Annotated in this window: 14 protein-coding genes, 1 tRNA gene and 2 rRNA genes (1 of these 17 cut by a window edge); 14 read left to right on the top strand and 3 right to left on the bottom strand. The window is 38.6% G+C overall.

What is annotated here, in order from left to right; all coding sequences use genetic code 11:
* The first annotated feature begins 174 nt into the window (after nucleotides 1-174).
* The 6 genes from IGL36_RS11325 (at nucleotide 175) to IGL36_RS11300 (ending at nucleotide 7,171) form a co-directional block, all read left to right on the top strand.
* A complete protein-coding gene (locus IGL36_RS11325; protein WP_002397648.1) occupies nucleotides 175-1,245 on the top strand; it encodes an ABC transporter ATP-binding protein in 1,071 nt (356 codons plus the stop codon).
* The gene (locus IGL36_RS11320) at nucleotides 1,245-2,120 is read left to right on the top strand and encodes a carbohydrate ABC transporter permease (RefSeq protein WP_002355143.1); all 876 of its coding nucleotides are present in this window, start codon (nucleotides 1,245-1,247) and stop codon (nucleotides 2,118-2,120) included. The genes IGL36_RS11325 and IGL36_RS11320 overlap by 1 nt, the downstream gene beginning before the upstream one ends.
* 4 nt (nucleotides 2,121-2,124) lie before the next feature.
* The gene (locus IGL36_RS11315) at nucleotides 2,125-2,943 is read left to right on the top strand and encodes a carbohydrate ABC transporter permease (RefSeq protein ID WP_002355144.1); all 819 of its coding nucleotides are present in this window, start codon (nucleotides 2,125-2,127) and stop codon (nucleotides 2,941-2,943) included.
* Nucleotides 2,927-4,216, top strand: coding sequence for an MBL fold metallo-hydrolase (locus IGL36_RS11310; protein WP_002359171.1), 1,290 nt, complete (start codon nucleotides 2,927-2,929; stop codon nucleotides 4,214-4,216). The genes IGL36_RS11315 and IGL36_RS11310 overlap by 17 nt, the downstream gene beginning before the upstream one ends.
* Nucleotides 4,217-4,239: 23 nt before the next feature.
* Nucleotides 4,240-5,520 carry an extracellular solute-binding protein gene (locus IGL36_RS11305; RefSeq protein WP_002359172.1) on the top strand — a complete coding sequence of 427 codons (1,281 nt, stop codon included), beginning with the start codon at nucleotides 4,240-4,242 and terminating at the stop codon, nucleotides 5,518-5,520.
* A 97-nt stretch (nucleotides 5,521-5,617) separates the two neighbouring features.
* The gene (locus IGL36_RS11300) at nucleotides 5,618-7,171 is read left to right on the top strand and encodes a bifunctional metallophosphatase/5'-nucleotidase (protein ID WP_002397650.1); all 1,554 of its coding nucleotides are present in this window, start codon (nucleotides 5,618-5,620) and stop codon (nucleotides 7,169-7,171) included.
* 64 nt (nucleotides 7,172-7,235) lie between these two features.
* On the opposite strand, the gene IGL36_RS11295 is transcribed toward IGL36_RS11300, so the two are convergent.
* Complete coding sequence (locus IGL36_RS11295; RefSeq protein WP_002355148.1) at nucleotides 7,236-8,198, bottom strand: phosphoglycerate dehydrogenase; 963 nt, start codon at nucleotides 8,196-8,198, stop codon at nucleotides 7,236-7,238.
* Nucleotides 8,199-8,346: 148 nt separating this feature from the next.
* A complete protein-coding gene (locus tag IGL36_RS11290) occupies nucleotides 8,347-9,357 on the bottom strand; it encodes an NAD(P)/FAD-dependent oxidoreductase (protein WP_002397651.1) in 1,011 nt (336 codons plus the stop codon).
* 204 nt (nucleotides 9,358-9,561) lie between these two features.
* On the opposite strand from IGL36_RS11290, the gene IGL36_RS11285 reads away from it, so the two are divergent.
* Both IGL36_RS11285 and IGL36_RS11280 read left to right on the top strand, forming a co-directional pair.
* Entirely contained in the window at nucleotides 9,562-10,152 is a 591-nt protein-coding gene (locus IGL36_RS11285) for a peptidylprolyl isomerase (protein WP_002355150.1), read from the top strand.
* Nucleotides 10,153-10,316: 164 nt separating this feature from the next.
* Nucleotides 10,317-10,523 (top strand): DUF3955 domain-containing protein, encoded by a 207-nt coding sequence (locus IGL36_RS11280; protein WP_002355151.1) that lies wholly within the window; start codon nucleotides 10,317-10,319, stop codon nucleotides 10,521-10,523.
* A 33-nt stretch (nucleotides 10,524-10,556) separates the two neighbouring features.
* Here IGL36_RS11280 and IGL36_RS11275 read toward each other — a convergent pair whose 3' ends face one another.
* On the bottom strand, nucleotides 10,557-11,723 hold the full coding sequence (locus IGL36_RS11275) for a MalY/PatB family protein (protein WP_002397653.1): 1,167 nt from the start codon (nucleotides 11,721-11,723) through the stop codon (nucleotides 10,557-10,559).
* Nucleotides 11,724-11,906: 183 nt separating this feature from the next.
* Here IGL36_RS11275 and IGL36_RS11270 point away from each other — a divergent pair, with 183 nt between their 5' ends.
* The 6 genes from IGL36_RS11270 to IGL36_RS11245 form a co-directional block, all read left to right on the top strand.
* Nucleotides 11,907-12,275 (top strand): CvfD/Ygs/GSP13 family RNA-binding post-transcriptional regulator, encoded by a 369-nt coding sequence (locus IGL36_RS11270; protein WP_002365178.1) that lies wholly within the window; start codon nucleotides 11,907-11,909, stop codon nucleotides 12,273-12,275.
* A gap of 64 nt (nucleotides 12,276-12,339) precedes the next feature.
* Nucleotides 12,340-12,711, top strand: coding sequence for a hypothetical protein (locus IGL36_RS11265; RefSeq protein ID WP_002385270.1), 372 nt, complete (start codon nucleotides 12,340-12,342; stop codon nucleotides 12,709-12,711).
* Complete coding sequence (locus tag IGL36_RS11260) at nucleotides 12,695-12,943, top strand: hypothetical protein (RefSeq protein WP_002397654.1); 249 nt, start codon at nucleotides 12,695-12,697, stop codon at nucleotides 12,941-12,943. Before IGL36_RS11265 ends, IGL36_RS11260 begins: the two co-directional genes overlap by 17 nt.
* Before the next feature lie 432 nt (nucleotides 12,944-13,375).
* A 16S ribosomal RNA gene (locus IGL36_RS11255) occupies nucleotides 13,376-14,936 on the top strand.
* A gap of 79 nt (nucleotides 14,937-15,015) precedes the next feature.
* Nucleotides 15,016-15,088: transfer RNA gene (locus tag IGL36_RS11250), tRNA-Ala, on the top strand.
* A 176-nt stretch (nucleotides 15,089-15,264) separates the two neighbouring features.
* Nucleotides 15,265-15,455: ribosomal RNA gene (locus tag IGL36_RS11245) — 23S ribosomal RNA — on the top strand; it runs 2,722 nt beyond the window's last position.
* Together the 16S and 23S rRNA genes with 1 tRNA gene alongside form the textbook arrangement of a ribosomal RNA operon.

The following is a 15,455-nucleotide window of genomic DNA, read 5'->3' as shown; positions in this document are numbered from 1 at the left end:
TGTGCATTAAAAAAAGTGTGAATAGACTTTTCAGAAAAACAACATTTTTTACATAAAAAATACATTAACTTTACCTATTTTTATCTTAATGAAACAGCTTTGCTCTCGCGGTTGTAAGAAATAAATGTTAAAATCAAAAGGTATGCTATTAAATGTTTTTTTGGAGGTTGGGTCATGATAGAAGTTATCGACTTGAAAAAAGTATTCGATAATGGGTTTGAAGCGTTAAAATCGGTCAATTTTACGATTGAGCAAGGGGACTTGGTTTGTTTGTTAGGACCAAGTGGGTGTGGGAAATCCACAATTTTAAACTTAATTGCAGGTTTATTACATCCAAGTGATGGAGATATTCAGTTTCGACAGCAATCGGTTGTCAAAACAGCACCAAAAGATCGGAACATCGGGTTCGTTTTTCAAAACTATGCCTTATATCCACATATGACTGTTCTAGAAAACGTAATGTTTCCTTTGACAGTAGGGAGCAAGAAAGTTCCTAAAACAGAGGCACAAGCTATTGCCGAAGAATATATGAAACTAACGAATATTGAAGAGTTAAGCCATAAAAAGCCAGGCACACTTTCTGGTGGTCAACAACAGCGTGTTGCGATTACCCGAGCGTTAGTTCAAAAACCAGATGTTTTATTATTAGATGAGCCCTTAAGTAACTTGGATGCACGTTTGCGTTTGAAAATTCGTGAAGAAATCCGCCGCTTGGTGAAAGAAGTAGGCATTACAACAATCTTTGTAACGCACGACCAAGAGGAAGCGCTATCAATCAGTGATAAAATTATTTTATTAAACGAAGGGGTTATTCAACAAAATGATGAACCTCAAAACCTTTACTTAGAACCAAATAACTTATTTGTTGCTCAGTTCATAGGTAACCCAATTATTAATTTATTGTCTGTTGAAGTGAAAGACGGAAAAATGTACCACGAAAGTTTTGAAATTCCGCTTGAGCGTTTTGAGCAAGCACGCTTTAAAATACCAATGACTGATGGGAAATATACGTTTGCTTCTCGTCCAGAAGATGTGGTACCAGCTGAAACAGGTCTCTTTACCACAACGACAGATTTAGTGGAATTGATTGGTCGAGAACGTATTTTACGATTTACATTAGGAAATGAACAAGTGAAATCAATTGTAAGTGTAGAAGAAGCGATTGAAGAAGGAGACACTTTATCTTTTGATTTTTCATATAAAAAAGTATTTATCTTTAACGAAGCGGGAGACCGGGTTTACTAATGAAAAAATACAATCCAGAAAATCAACCAAAAGCATGGCTCTTCCTTCTGCCATCATTAGGAATCATTTTACTGTTTAGCGTTTATCCGCTGTTTCGTTCTTTGTGGATGAGCTTCCAAAAAGGTTCCTTAATTAACCAACGCTACGCTGGTTTAGAAAATTATCAACGTGTATTGAATGATCCAATCTTCTATAAAGCGTTAAAAAATACAGCGCTCTATGCATTTGCTGTGGTACCGATTGCCTTGATAATTTCCCTAGCAATTGCTTGGATTATCTTTGAAAAAGTTAAACATAAGAGTTTCTTTGAAACGATTTTCTTTATGCCTTATGTAACGAGTACGATTGCCATTGGGATTGTCTTCCGTTACTTCTTTAATGGCGATTATGGAATTGTCAATTACGTCTTAGGCTTTTTCGGCATTCCTTCTGTCAACTGGCTAGATAATGTTCAAATGAGTATGCCAACATTGATTATTTTTGGGGTTTGGACGAGTTTAGCATTTAATATTATTATTTTGTTGGCTGGGTTGAGAAATATTGATGAAGAACATTTTAAAATTGCAAAAATGTTTGGCGCCTCAGACGGCGAAATTTTCCGACGTATTACGTTTCCGCAACTAGTCCCGACCATTGCCTTTTTATTAACGGTCAATTTAATTGGCGCCTTTAAAGTTTATACACAAGTTTATGCTTTATTCGGTGGTCGTGCGGGGATTGCCAATAGTGCCACAACCGCAGTGTACTATATTTATGACAAATTCCACATTGCAGGGCGTCCCGGAATTGCGATGGCCGCCACAGTGATTTTATTTGTGATTATTTTAGTGGTCACTTTCTTACAAAATAAACTCTTAAAGAAAGTGGGGCAATAAGCCAATGAAAAAAGTTTTAACGATTATCGCATTTGTTTTCTTAGGCATTTTAGCCGTTATTACGTTATTTCCATTTGTCTATATGATTTTAGCTGGTTTAATGAGTTACTCTGAAGCGACCAGCATGCCGCCAACTATGTTTCCAAAACAACCACAATGGCAAAACTACACAGAGGTCTTTCAAAAAGCACCCTTTCTTCGGTATTTCTTGAACACAGTCTTTGTTTCAGGCGTTACAACGATTGCTACGGTAGTCACCGCCGTTTTAGCTTCATTCGCGTTAACGAGTTTGAAGTTCCGTTTTAAAAATGTAGTCATTGCTTTGATGATTTCGTTATTAATGGTTCCGTATGAATCTATTATTTTTACCAATTATCAAACGATTGCGCAATTAGGTTTGTTAAATACTTACAGCGCCTTAATTATTCCATTTTTAACTAGTATTTTTTATATTTACTATTTAAACGGTTATTTAAAAGGTATTCCTGATACTTTTTACAAGGCTGCCAAGATTGATGGCGCTAGTGATTTAGAATATATTTGGCGTATTTTAGTACCAATGTCAAAACCAGCGTTGGTAACAGTAGGGATTTTAACATTCATTTCTAGTTGGAATTCTTTCTTGTGGCCATTGTTGGTGACGAACGAGAAAAAATACCGTCTATTGAATAATGGACTATCGGCCTTTGCGACAGAGAGCGGTAGTGACGTACATTTACAAATGGCTGCTGCAACATTAACCGTTATTCCAATTTTAATTATTTACTTGATTTTCAGAAAAGAAATTATCAGAGGAGTTGCAAAAAATGGAATCAAAGGCTAAAACAACTGTGACTTTTCACAGTGGCATTTTAACAATTGGAGGAACCGTGATTGAAGTGGCGTATAAAGATGCCCACATCTTCTTTGATTTTGGTACAGAATTTCGACCAGAATTAGATTTGCCCGATGATCACATTGAAACCTTAATTAATAATCGTTTAGTGCCAGAATTAAAAGACTTATATGATCCACGTTTAGGTTATGAATATCATGGTGCAGAAGACAAAGAGTATCAACACACCGCTGTTTTCTTATCTCATGCCCATTTAGATCATTCACGCATGATTAACTATTTAGACCCAGCTGTTCCGTTGTACACACTAAAAGAAACGAAAATGATTCTAAATAGTTTAAATCGCAAAGGTGATTTTTTGATTCCATCACCGTTTGAAGAAAAGAATTTTACCCGAGAAATGATTGGTCTTAATAAAAACGATGTGATTAAAGTTGGCGAAATTTCAGTGGAAATCGTACCTGTTGATCATGATGCGTACGGTGCTTCGGCATTACTGATTCGCACGCCTGACCATTTTATCACATACACAGGTGATTTGCGCTTACATGGCCATAATCGTGAAGAGACTTTAGCTTTTTGTGAAAAAGCCAAACATACTGAATTATTAATGATGGAAGGCGTAAGCATTAGCTTCCCAGAACGTGAACCAGATCCAGCCCAAATAGCGGTTGTCAGTGAAGAAGATCTTGTTCAGCACTTGGTTCGTTTAGAACTAGAAAACCCGAATCGACAAATTACCTTTAATGGTTATCCAGCAAACGTAGAACGTTTTGCTAAGATTATTGAAAAGTCACCACGTACAGTCGTTTTAGAAGCAAATATGGCTGCGTTGTTACTTGAAGTATTTGGAATAGAAGTTCGTTATTATTATGCTGAATCTGGTAAAATACCAGAATTGAATCCAGCGTTAGAAATCCCGTATGACACGTTACTAAAGGACAAAACAGACTATTTGTGGCAAGTTGTGAACCAGTTTGACAACCTCCAAGAAGGTAGTTTATACATTCACAGTGATGCGCAACCGTTAGGGGACTTTGATCCACAGTATCGCGTGTTTTTAGATTTGTTGGCTAAAAAAGACATTACTTTTGTCCGTTTAGCTTGTTCAGGACATGCAATTCCAGAAGATCTGGATAAAATTATTGCATTGATTGAACCTCAAGTATTGGTTCCAATCCATACGTTAAAACCAGAAAAACTGGAAAACCCGTATGGTGAAAGAATATTGCCAGAACGTGGCGAGCAAATTGTTTTATAAATTTTTTTAAGGGAGAGAAAAAAATGAAGTTCAAAACTCTAGCAACAACAGTGTTAGCAACCGCAGCTATTTTCGCATTGGGGGCTTGTGGTAACGGTAATGGGGCCAAAGAATCAAACGATATTGTGAAAGAAGTGAAGGAAGATACGACAATCACTTTCTGGCATGCAATGAATGGGGTTCAAGAAGAAGCGTTAACAAAATTAACGAAAGACTTCATGAAAGAAAATCCAAAAATTAAAGTGGAATTACAAAATCAATCTGCTTACCCTGATTTACAAGCCAAAATCAATTCGACTTTAACTTCACCAAAAGATTTACCAACAATTACGCAAGCGTACCCAGGCTGGTTATGGAATGCTGCACAAGATGAAATGTTAGTGGACTTAAAACCATATATGGATGATGACACAATCGGCTGGAAAGATGCAGAGCCAATTCGTGAAGTATTGTTAGACGGCGCCAAAATCGACGGCAAACAATACGGCATTCCATTTAATAAATCGACAGAAATGTTATTCTATAATGCTGATTTGTTGAAAGAATATGGTGTTGAAGTACCGAAAACATTAGAGGAATTAAAAGAAGCTTCTAAAACAATTTACGAAAAATCCAACAAAGAAGTCGTTGGTGCTGGTTTTGACTCGTTAAATAACTATTACGCAATTGGAATGAAAAACAAAGGCGTTGATTTTAATAAAGACTTAGATTTAACAAGCAAAGATTCACAAGAAGTCGTGGACTATTACCGTGATGGTATCGAAGCAGGTTACTTCCGCACAGCTGGTTCAGATAAATATTTATCTGGCCCATTTGCAAACAAAAAGGTAGCAATGTTTGTCGGTAGTATTGCTGGTGCTGGTTTTGTTCAAAAAGATGCTGAAGCTGGTGGCTATGAATACGGTGTTGCACCACGTCCTGAAAAAATCAACTTACAACAAGGAACAGATATTTATATGTTCGATAGTGCTACGCCAGAACAACGGACAGCGGCATTTGAATTCATGAAATTCTTAGCTACTCCTGATTCACAATTGTACTGGGCACAACAAACAGGTTATATGCCAATTTTAGAATCTGTTTTACACAGTGATGAGTACAAAAATTCTAAGACAACCAAAGTACCTGCACAACTTGAAAACGCAGTAAAAGATTTATTCGCTATCCCAGTAGAAGAAAATGCTGATTCAGCCTATAATGAAATGCGGACAATTATGGAAAGTATTTTTGCTTCATCAAATAAAGACACGAAAAAATTATTGAAAGATGCAACATCACAATTTGAACAAGCATGGAACCAATAATCAATAAATAAACAGACGTGGGAGGTTGGGATCTGAGTCGTTATGGCTCGTGTTCTAACCTTCCTGTTCTTTTGGGCGGAAGAAGGAGAGAAACAAAATGCAAATAAAAATTTTAGCAACAAGTGATATGCATGGGTATATTATGCCGACAAGTTATAGTGAAAAAAAGATGGATTTGCCTTTTGGAACCGCAAAAGCAGCAACCATGCTGAAAAAGTTACGGGCGTCTGCCAAAGGACCAGTTTTTCAAATTGAAAATGGGGATTTTATTCAAGGTTCGCCGCTTAGTTACTACGTAAGAAAAGCAGAAACACATTCAGTGGAAGCCATCACTAAAATCATTAATCAAATGAATTATGATGTTAGCATTTTAGGCAACCATGAATTTAATTACGGTTTAGATTATTTAAAGGAAACGATTGCCAGTTATCAACAGCCAGTTTTAGCTGCCAATATTCTTGGTAAAGATGGACAACCTTATTTCGGTCAGCCGTATGTCATCATAGAAAAACAAGGGATTAAAGTAGCCATCCTTGGCGTGACGACTCAATATATTCCTCATTGGGAACAGCCGGCAACAGTCAAAGATTTAACGTTTAAAAGTGTCGTTGAAACAGCGGCAGAATACGTGCCAAAACTGCGGGAAGAAGCGGATCTAGTTGTTGTCGCTTACCATGGCGGTTTTGAAAAAGATTTAGAAACAGGGGAACCCACGGAATTACTAACAGGAGAAAATGAAGGCTACGATTTATTGGAAAAAGTTCCTGGGATTGATGCCTTAGTCACTGGTCACCAACATCGAGAAATTGCTACAAAACTGAATGGAATACCTGTGATTCAACCAGGTTTTCGAGGAGCTTTTGTTGGAGAAATTACTTTAGAAATTGAACCTATGGCTAAAGGCTATCGCGTTATTGGAAGTGACGCAGCTATTCATCCTGTTGGAAACGAACAACCAGATGCAGAAGTTTTAGCTTTGACAACAGCGTTACATGACGAGGTAGAAGAGTGGCTTGATCAACCAGTGGGAAATGTGGAAGGGGATATGACGATTCAAAATCCGAATGCCGTACGCCTCAAAGAACATCCATATATAGAATTTATTAATAACGTCCAAATGGCTTCAAGCGGAACGGATATTTCAGGGACTGCACTTTTTAACAATGAAGGCAAAGGGTTTAATAACCAAATTACGATGCGCGATATCATTACCAACTACATTTATCCAAATACTTTGGCTGTATTGCGTGTCACTGGACAAGACCTCCGTGAAGCGTTAGAACAAAGCGCTACTTATTTTGTGTTAGAAAAAGGCCAACCAATTTTCAACCCGAAATATGTCGATCCAAAACCACAATACTATAATTATGATATGTATGAAGGCATTGAGTATACGCTTGATTTAAGACAACCGTTTGGTGAAAGAGTGACGAAACTTAATTATCATGGCAAAGCAGTGCAAGCAGAAGATGTTTTGGAAATCGTGACAAATCAATACCGAGCAGTCGGTGGCGGAAACTATCAAATGTTCCAACCTGAAAAAATTATTCGAGAAATTCAAATTGATATGACGGAACTGATTGCAGAATATTTAAAAAAACATCCAATCATTCAAGCGTCGACAAATGATAACTTCAAGGTTATCTGGTAAAAAATAGCAAAAAAAGCCTTCAACCATGCAATTACTTGAAAGATGGTTGAAGGCCTTTTTTGAGTTAATAGCCTTTTTTTAAGGAAACTTGGTTTTTGACGAGGGTCTGATCCGTCACAAATTGATTTAAGTTTGGAATAAAAATCGCCAGTAATTTTGATTTGAACTTCGGTGTCATGCCAGAAATATGAGGTGTTAATAAAACATTCTGCATCTCCCATAAAGGGCTATCTTCGGGAAGAGGTTCTTCTTCAAAGACATCCAAGGCAGCAAAAGCAATGGTTTTATTGTTTAAGGCAGTTATCAAATCGTTCGTTGCTACTGAGGCGCCTCGACCAACATTTACGAAAATTGTTTCAGGAGCCATTTTTTCAAAAAGTGCCTGATTGTATAAATGTTTTGTTGTTTCAGTCAAAGGAAGAATGTTCACAACAATGGACATTTCATGGATAATTTTACTCATATTCTTCTGTGAATAGCATTCAATGAAGCCTTCCGTCACATGTCCAGAGGTATTCACGCCATAAACTTGAAGATTTAAACCTTTAGCAAATTTAGCTAATTGTTGTCCGATTTGCCCGGTGCCTACGATTAACATTTTTTGCCCAGAAAGTTGTTGATAGGAAGGGGCTGTTTGATTCCATGTGTGTTGCATTTGTTGTTGGATACTTTCTTGCAGTCCGCGGGTATGTGCTAATAAAACGCCTAAAACATGTTCTGAGATAGAAACACTATGGATTCCGCTACCATTAGACAACAGAATGCCTTTTTCTCTTAATTTATCAAAATCCATATAATCAGCACCAGCAGAAATGAGCTGAATCCATTTTAGGTGACTAGTATCAGAGGCTAATAAACGCGGACCAATTTCTTTATGCCAGCCTAACATAATTTCGATTGCCTCTTCTTCAGCAGATGATAAATGATCGGTAGATGTTTTAACTAGATAATTGGGTGCCACAGCTTTGACTTGTTCCAGTTGTTCTTCGTTGAATACTTCATTTAAATAAATAATTGGTTGGTTCATCTTTCTTCCTCCTAGCACTTTTTATTGTATCAAAAATAAATTTAAAAGAGAAAAAGAAAGGCTTTTCAGTAAAGCAGAAAGCCAAGGACAAAAATCCGTTTTAGATTTTTGTCCTTGGCTTAAAAACTGCTAAAGTCCAGTGCTAACCTTATTTAGGTACACCGTTTTCAAATAAACTTGTACTATGAACTGGTTGACGTCGAGCATCGGGCCGTAAGTAATGTAAAGCATTATTTACGGCAGTAGGTGCCTCACCAAAGCCTGTAGCGATTAATTTCACTTTTCCCTCATAGGAACAAATATCCCCTACAGCGTATACACCAGGAATGTTAGTTGACATATCGGAATGAACATTAATAGCATTTCTAGAAACGTCTAATCCCCATTCTTTGAGGTGTGTTAAAGAAGAGGTGAAGCCATAATTGATAATTAAATCATCCAGAGGAAGATCCAATGTTTGGGCACCTTTTGTCTCCGTTAATTGGATGCCTGTGAACGTTTCGTTTTCCTTTAAAATATCACTAATGATATAAGGAGTTCTGATAGAAACGCTAGATTTTTCCAGTTGTTCCACGCTATGTTCGTGGCCGCGAAATTGTGGGCGACGATGGATAATAGATACTTCTTCTGCAACGTTTTCTAGCATTAAAGCCCAGTCAATTGCAGAATCGCCGCCACCAGCAATCGCAACTTTTTTGCCAGCGAATTTTTTCATGTCAGTCACATAATAATGGATTGACTCACCTTCAAAGGCTTCAACATTTTCGATAGCTAAACGTCGAGGTTGGAAAGCGCCGTTACCAATCGCAAAGATAACCGTTTTAGAATAATGTGTGCCTTTAGTTGTTTCTAAGCGCAGAAGTCCATCTGCTTCCTGTGCAAGGTGTGTGACCTCTTCTTCCAAGCAAACATCGTGCTGAAATGGCTGCATCTGTTTTTCCAAATTGGCAATTAACTCACCGGCTTTAATAGCAGGAAATCCAGGAATATCATAAATATATTTTTCGGGATACAGCATTGTTAGCTGACCACCTAATTGTGGCAGGCTATCAATGATTTTCGTTTTCGCTTTACGAATTCCCGCATAAAAAGCGGCAAATAATCCAACAGGACCGCCGCCGATAATCGTTAAATCATAAATATCTTTTTCATCAGACATTTGAAAATTCCTCCTAATTCATTTAGGGTTGAGACAACTATTGATCGTTTTGCGAACACTTCACAAAATAGCACGGCTTTTCGAAAAAAGCAAGTTTGGCTAACGAATCAAAGCATTCTTTAATCATTGGAAAAAGATCATAGCAATTTTCAGCATTTTTCGATATGATGGAACTATAAAATAATTATCTAGGAGGACATTCTCATGTCACAATTTCCACAATTAGATTTAGAAAATGCTAAAGGCCCAAAAGCGGTCATTAAAACAAACCGAGGCGACATCACTGTTCAATTATTCCCAGAACAAGCGCCTAAAACGGTTAAAAATTTTGTTGAATTAGCGAAAAAGGGCTACTATGATGGCGTTATTTTCCATCGTGTGATTCCTGATTTTATGATTCAAGGCGGTGACCCAACCGGAACAGGAATGGGCGGCGAAAGTATTTATGGAGAAGCATTTGAGGATGAATTTTCTCGGGATGTTTTCAATTTGCGTGGCGCATTGTCAATGGCAAATGCTGGTCCTAACACAAATGGCAGCCAATTCTTTGTTGTTACTAATCAAAATGTTCCAGCTCAAATGATGAGTCAGTTAGAAGATGCTGGTTTTCCAGAAGAAATTATTGAAGCTTACAAACAAGGCGGAACACCTTGGTTAGACTTCCGTCATACTGTTTTTGGTCATGTTGTTGATGGTATGGATGTAGTGGATGAAATTGGTGGAGTCCAACGGGATGCCCAAGACCGTCCAACATTTGACGTCGTGATGGACACAGTTGAAATCATTGGTGAATAAGTTTAACCAATTGAAAAAGAGAGTACCAACGAGGGACAAATTCGTTGGTACTCTTTATTTTTTTCTTAAAACGACTAACTTTTTTTTAAAAGCATCCAAATCGCTTCTTTTAATGAAGTCTTTATAGGATACTGAGTTAAAGAATAGAAGGAGAGGAAGCAAATTTGTTAGAAAAATACAGATATCCAATGGCCTTGGCTTTGTTTGCAGTAATACTCCCATTTATAGGAACGTTTTTTACGTATGTAGATCAGCAAGGAATCGTTCATGAACCAGGATTTTATACAATCATAATTGGAGAAATTTTACTTCTATTTTCAGGTATCTGGTTCGTCAGAGTTTATTTAGCTAAACGCAAAAGAAAGAATTAAAGACAGCTGTCCTAAAAACTAGGACAGCTGTTTTTAATTAAAGGCTTTTTTGATACGTAAAAGGCCTTCTTCGAGAGTTTCTTTTGAACAAGCTAAGTTTAAACGCATGTGTTGAGAACCTTGGGGACCAAAACTAATTCCTGGATTTAGAACCACTTTCCCCTTATGAATTAAGGTATCGCGAAGTTCTCGATCCGTTAGTGAATAAGAACTAAAGTCTAACCATAAAAGATAGGTTCCTTCAGGCTCCATTACACGAACGCTAGGCAGCTCTTCACGGAAAAAAGAAAGGGCAAAATCAATATTTTCTTTTAAATAATCAAGTAATGCCGTTAGCCATTCCTCCCCTGTTTGATAGGCAGCTGCCGTTCCCACGTAGCCAAAAGTATTGATGCCGCCTTGATGATTTTTGTCTTGTAAAGATACGAAAGATTGCCGTAGTTTTTCATTAGGAATGAACAGCATTGAATTTTTAATCCCCGCTAAATTAAAGGTTTTGGTTGCCGCTGTTAAGGTAACAGTGAATTCCTTAAACGCTTCATCAGCGACAGTGAAGGAAGTGAAGGTATGCGGTTTGAAAATCAAATCCTGATGAATTTCATCGCTAACCACAGTTACTTGGTGTTTTTGGCATAAACGGCCAATTGCTAGCAATTCTTCTTTTGTCCAAACACGTCCACCAGGATTATGGGGATTACAAAAAAGTAACAGTTTCACCTTTTCTTCGATTATCTGTTGTTCCATTTTAACCAAATCAACTTCATAATGTCCGTTAACTTCTAGTAAGGAATGTCGCACGAGTCTACGCTCATTTTGTTTTACCACATCTGCAAAAGGGGGGTAGACTGGATCACAAATCATGACAGAATCAGCAGGTGCTGTATACGCTTGAACGGCTGTGGCCAAACTGGGTACCACGCCACTATTAAACAAAATTTCTTCTTTTTCAACAATCAATTGATGGTGTTGACGTTGCCAATCTTGAATTGCTTGATACAGTTCATTAGGTGCAACCGCATATCCTAGAATGCCCTGTTCAATAACTTGTGACAAGGCATCAAGAATAGGCTGATGTACTTTGAAATCCATATCAGCAACCCATAAAGGTAGTAAATCTTTTTCGTGGTAACTCGTTTCAACGGTGTCCCATTTAACACAATTCGTGTGGCGACGATCAATGTTTTCATTAAAATTAAACATAAGATAACTCCTTTTCTTCTATATAAAGTCTTACTTCCTATAGTATAGTAGATTTTGCTTAAAAGATGAAACAATAGTTTTAACAACTAGGGAAGAAATAATGCACAAACGTTGAAAAAATGCTATTATTTTAAATGAGTAGAAACGGAAAAAGAAATTTATCGTATGAAAAGAGGAAATTTGATGAAGTACAAAATTGGTATGGTACTTTCTGGCACAATTACCGGACTTCAACCATATGGCGCATTTGTTTCTTTAGACGAAGAAACACAAGGACTGATTCATGTTTCGGAAGTACAAGCTGGCTTTACTAAAAATATCCATGGACTCTTAACCGTTGGACAAAAAGTAACCGTTCAAGTTATTGATGTTGATGAATATTCTCAAAAGATTAGCTTATCTTTACGAACCCTTGAAGACAAAGTTCATTCAGTGAACCATCGACGCAAAAAATATTTTACGGATAAGAATAAAAAAATTGGCTTTGCAACCTTAGACAAAGAACTTCCAGAATGGATTGATGAAGCAATGGATAAGTTGCTTGAAAAATAATTCTGTATTTTTTCAGAAAGTGTGTTACAATTTCTTTTGTTAGTGAATCTAAAAATTAATTGAGGTGGATGTCGTGTCTAACAAAAAAGTCGCTGGAACAATCATACTGAACTTAAACGATGGTAGTAAAAAATTTTTGATGCATCCAATAGGTGAAGCGATTGAGTTTGCGATGGCAAAAGTTTCTGATGAGATGACGGGTTTAGCTAGTATGCTACAATGGTTCAAAGAAGAGGTTCAATTGGACGTTACTTCAATTAGCTTAGTAGAATTAACTAACGCGCATATCAATAAAGAAAATGTTCCGCTGTTTGTCTTCGAGATGGATGAACAAGCACTTAAAAATGAAATGGATAAAGACTATACATGGGTAGCACCTGCAGAATTAAAAACGATTTGGTCAAAATATCATATTGAAGGTGTCCCAATGTTTTAAACAAAAAAGAAAGAATCTGTCGATAATCGAACAGATTCTTTCTTTTTTTATGTTGTACGTAAAAAAGTTAATCGAACTATTTCAAATATATGATTCAAATTGTTCGATTTTTAGTAAGGGATTAAACTATTTTGATAGACAATTAGGATTTAAAAAGTTTAAAAACGAAATAATTGAAAAGAATGAAAACAGATTGAAAACTTCTTTTAATTTTTTTGAAAAAAAGTGTTGACCAAACATCAAAATCTTGATATATTATTACATGTCGCAAGGCGAGTCACACAGCTGAGCGATTCAGAAATCAATAATTAAATAACAATTCTTGATTTCAAATCTCTCGAAAAAAGTTTGAAAAAACAACAAAAAAGTTGTTGACAAATAACGAACGAGATGATAAGATATAGAAGTTGTCACAACAGACAACAACAACCGAGCAAAACAACTTAAAAAACTTTTTAAAAAAGTTCTTGACATTCAAACGAAAGTTTGTTATGATATAAAAGTTGCTGCGAGGTAACGTAGACCTTTGAAAACTGAACAAAGAATAGACGAACCAAATGTGTAGGGCGTCTTGATTCAATTCAAGACAACAAACATTTTTAACAAGCAAGCAATATGCTAGCAAACAAATTGAGCTTAACAATCGCAAGATTGTTCTAACTTTTATTATGAGAGTTTGATCCTGGCTCAGGACGAACGCTGGCGGCGTGCCTAATACATGCAAGTCGAACGCTTCTTTCCTCCCGAGTGCTTGCACTCAATTGGAAAGAGGAGTGGCGGACGGGTGAGTAACACGTGGGTAACCTACCCATCAGAGGGGGATAACACTTGGAAACAGGTGCTAATACCGCATAACAGTTTATGCCGCATGGCATAAGAGTGAAAGGCGCTTTCGGGTGTCGCTGATGGATGGACCCGCGGTGCATTAGCTAGTTGGTGAGGTAACGGCTCACCAAGGCCACGATGCATAGCCGACCTGAGAGGGTGATCGGCCACACTGGGACTGAGACACGGCCCAGACTCCTACGGGAGGCAGCAGTAGGGAATCTTCGGCAATGGACGAAAGTCTGACCGAGCAACGCCGCGTGAGTGAAGAAGGTTTTCGGATCGTAAAACTCTGTTGTTAGAGAAGAACAAGGACGTTAGTAACTGAACGTCCCCTGACGGTATCTAACCAGAAAGCCACGGCTAACTACGTGCCAGCAGCCGCGGTAATACGTAGGTGGCAAGCGTTGTCCGGATTTATTGGGCGTAAAGCGAGCGCAGGCGGTTTCTTAAGTCTGATGTGAAAGCCCCCGGCTCAACCGGGGAGGGTCATTGGAAACTGGGAGACTTGAGTGCAGAAGAGGAGAGTGGAATTCCATGTGTAGCGGTGAAATGCGTAGATATATGGAGGAACACCAGTGGCGAAGGCGGCTCTCTGGTCTGTAACTGACGCTGAGGCTCGAAAGCGTGGGGAGCAAACAGGATTAGATACCCTGGTAGTCCACGCCGTAAACGATGAGTGCTAAGTGTTGGAGGGTTTCCGCCCTTCAGTGCTGCAGCAAACGCATTAAGCACTCCGCCTGGGGAGTACGACCGCAAGGTTGAAACTCAAAGGAATTGACGGGGGCCCGCACAAGCGGTGGAGCATGTGGTTTAATTCGAAGCAACGCGAAGAACCTTACCAGGTCTTGACATCCTTTGACCACTCTAGAGATAGAGCTTTCCCTTCGGGGACAAAGTGACAGGTGGTGCATGGTTGTCGTCAGCTCGTGTCGTGAGATGTTGGGTTAAGTCCCGCAACGAGCGCAACCCTTATTGTTAGTTGCCATCATTTAGTTGGGCACTCTAGCGAGACTGCCGGTGACAAACCGGAGGAAGGTGGGGATGACGTCAAATCATCATGCCCCTTATGACCTGGGCTACACACGTGCTACAATGGGAAGTACAACGAGTCGCTAGACCGCGAGGTCATGCAAATCTCTTAAAGCTTCTCTCAGTTCGGATTGCAGGCTGCAACTCGCCTGCATGAAGCCGGAATCGCTAGTAATCGCGGATCAGCACGCCGCGGTGAATACGTTCCCGGGCCTTGTACACACCGCCCGTCACACCACGAGAGTTTGTAACACCCGAAGTCGGTGAGGTAACCTTTTTGGAGCCAGCCGCCTAAGGTGGGATAGATGATTGGGGTGAAGTCGTAACAAGGTAGCCGTATCGGAAGGTGCGGCTGGATCACCTCCTTTCTAAGGAATATTACGGAAATACACATTTCGTCTTTACTTTGTTCAGTTTTGAGAGGTCTACTCTCAATCAAATAAGTTCGGGGCCTTAGCTCAGCTGGGAGAGCGCCTGCTTTGCACGCAGGAGGTCAGCGGTTCGATCCCGCTAGGCTCCATTGATAGCTTTTGCTATCAGATTCGTTCATTGAAAACTGGATATTGAAGTAAAAAGAATCAAAACAAACCGAGAACACCGCGTTGAATGAGTTTTTTAATAAGTTCAATTGCTTATTTATTGATTAACCTTCTATCGCTAGAAGAAGTGATCAAGACCCAACCGTAAGGTTGATAAGGTTAAGTGAATAAGGGCGCACGGTGGATGCCTTGGCACTAGGAGCCGATGAAGGACGGGACTAACACCGATATGCTTTGGGGAGCTGTAAGTAAGCTATGATCCAGAGATTTCCGAATGGGGGAACCCAATATCTTTTATAGGATATTACTTTTCAGTGAATACATAGCTGATTAGAGGTAGACGCAGAG

It is taken from the genome of Enterococcus sp. AZ011 (genome assembly GCF_050548355.1).
Lineage (GTDB): Bacteria > Bacillota > Bacilli > Lactobacillales > Enterococcaceae > Enterococcus > Enterococcus faecalis.
Note: the sequence above shows the minus strand (reverse complement) of the source record. Positions and strands in the feature narration are given on the sequence as shown.

Excerpts from the sequence above, each read along its gene's own strand:
- IGL36_RS11325 (WP_002397648.1), top strand. The coding sequence starts at position 175 with ATGATAGAAGTTATCGACTTGAAAAAAGTATTCGATAATGGGTTTGAA.
- IGL36_RS11320 (WP_002355143.1), top strand. The coding sequence starts at position 1,245 with ATGAAAAAATACAATCCAGAAAATCAACCAAAAGCATGGCTCTTCCTT.
- IGL36_RS11315 (WP_002355144.1), top strand. The coding sequence starts at position 2,125 with ATGAAAAAAGTTTTAACGATTATCGCATTTGTTTTCTTAGGCATTTTA.
- IGL36_RS11310 (WP_002359171.1), top strand. The coding sequence starts at position 2,927 with ATGGAATCAAAGGCTAAAACAACTGTGACTTTTCACAGTGGCATTTTA.
- IGL36_RS11305 (WP_002359172.1), top strand. The coding sequence starts at position 4,240 with ATGAAGTTCAAAACTCTAGCAACAACAGTGTTAGCAACCGCAGCTATT.
- IGL36_RS11300 (WP_002397650.1), top strand. The coding sequence starts at position 5,618 with ATGCAAATAAAAATTTTAGCAACAAGTGATATGCATGGGTATATTATG.
- IGL36_RS11295 (WP_002355148.1), bottom strand. The coding sequence starts at position 8,198 with ATGAACCAACCAATTATTTATTTAAATGAAGTATTCAACGAAGAACAA.
- IGL36_RS11290 (WP_002397651.1), bottom strand. The coding sequence starts at position 9,357 with ATGTCTGATGAAAAAGATATTTATGATTTAACGATTATCGGCGGCGGT.
- IGL36_RS11285 (WP_002355150.1), top strand. The coding sequence starts at position 9,562 with ATGTCACAATTTCCACAATTAGATTTAGAAAATGCTAAAGGCCCAAAA.
- IGL36_RS11275 (WP_002397653.1), bottom strand. The coding sequence starts at position 11,723 with ATGTTTAATTTTAATGAAAACATTGATCGTCGCCACACGAATTGTGTT.
- IGL36_RS11270 (WP_002365178.1), top strand. The coding sequence starts at position 11,907 with ATGAAGTACAAAATTGGTATGGTACTTTCTGGCACAATTACCGGACTT.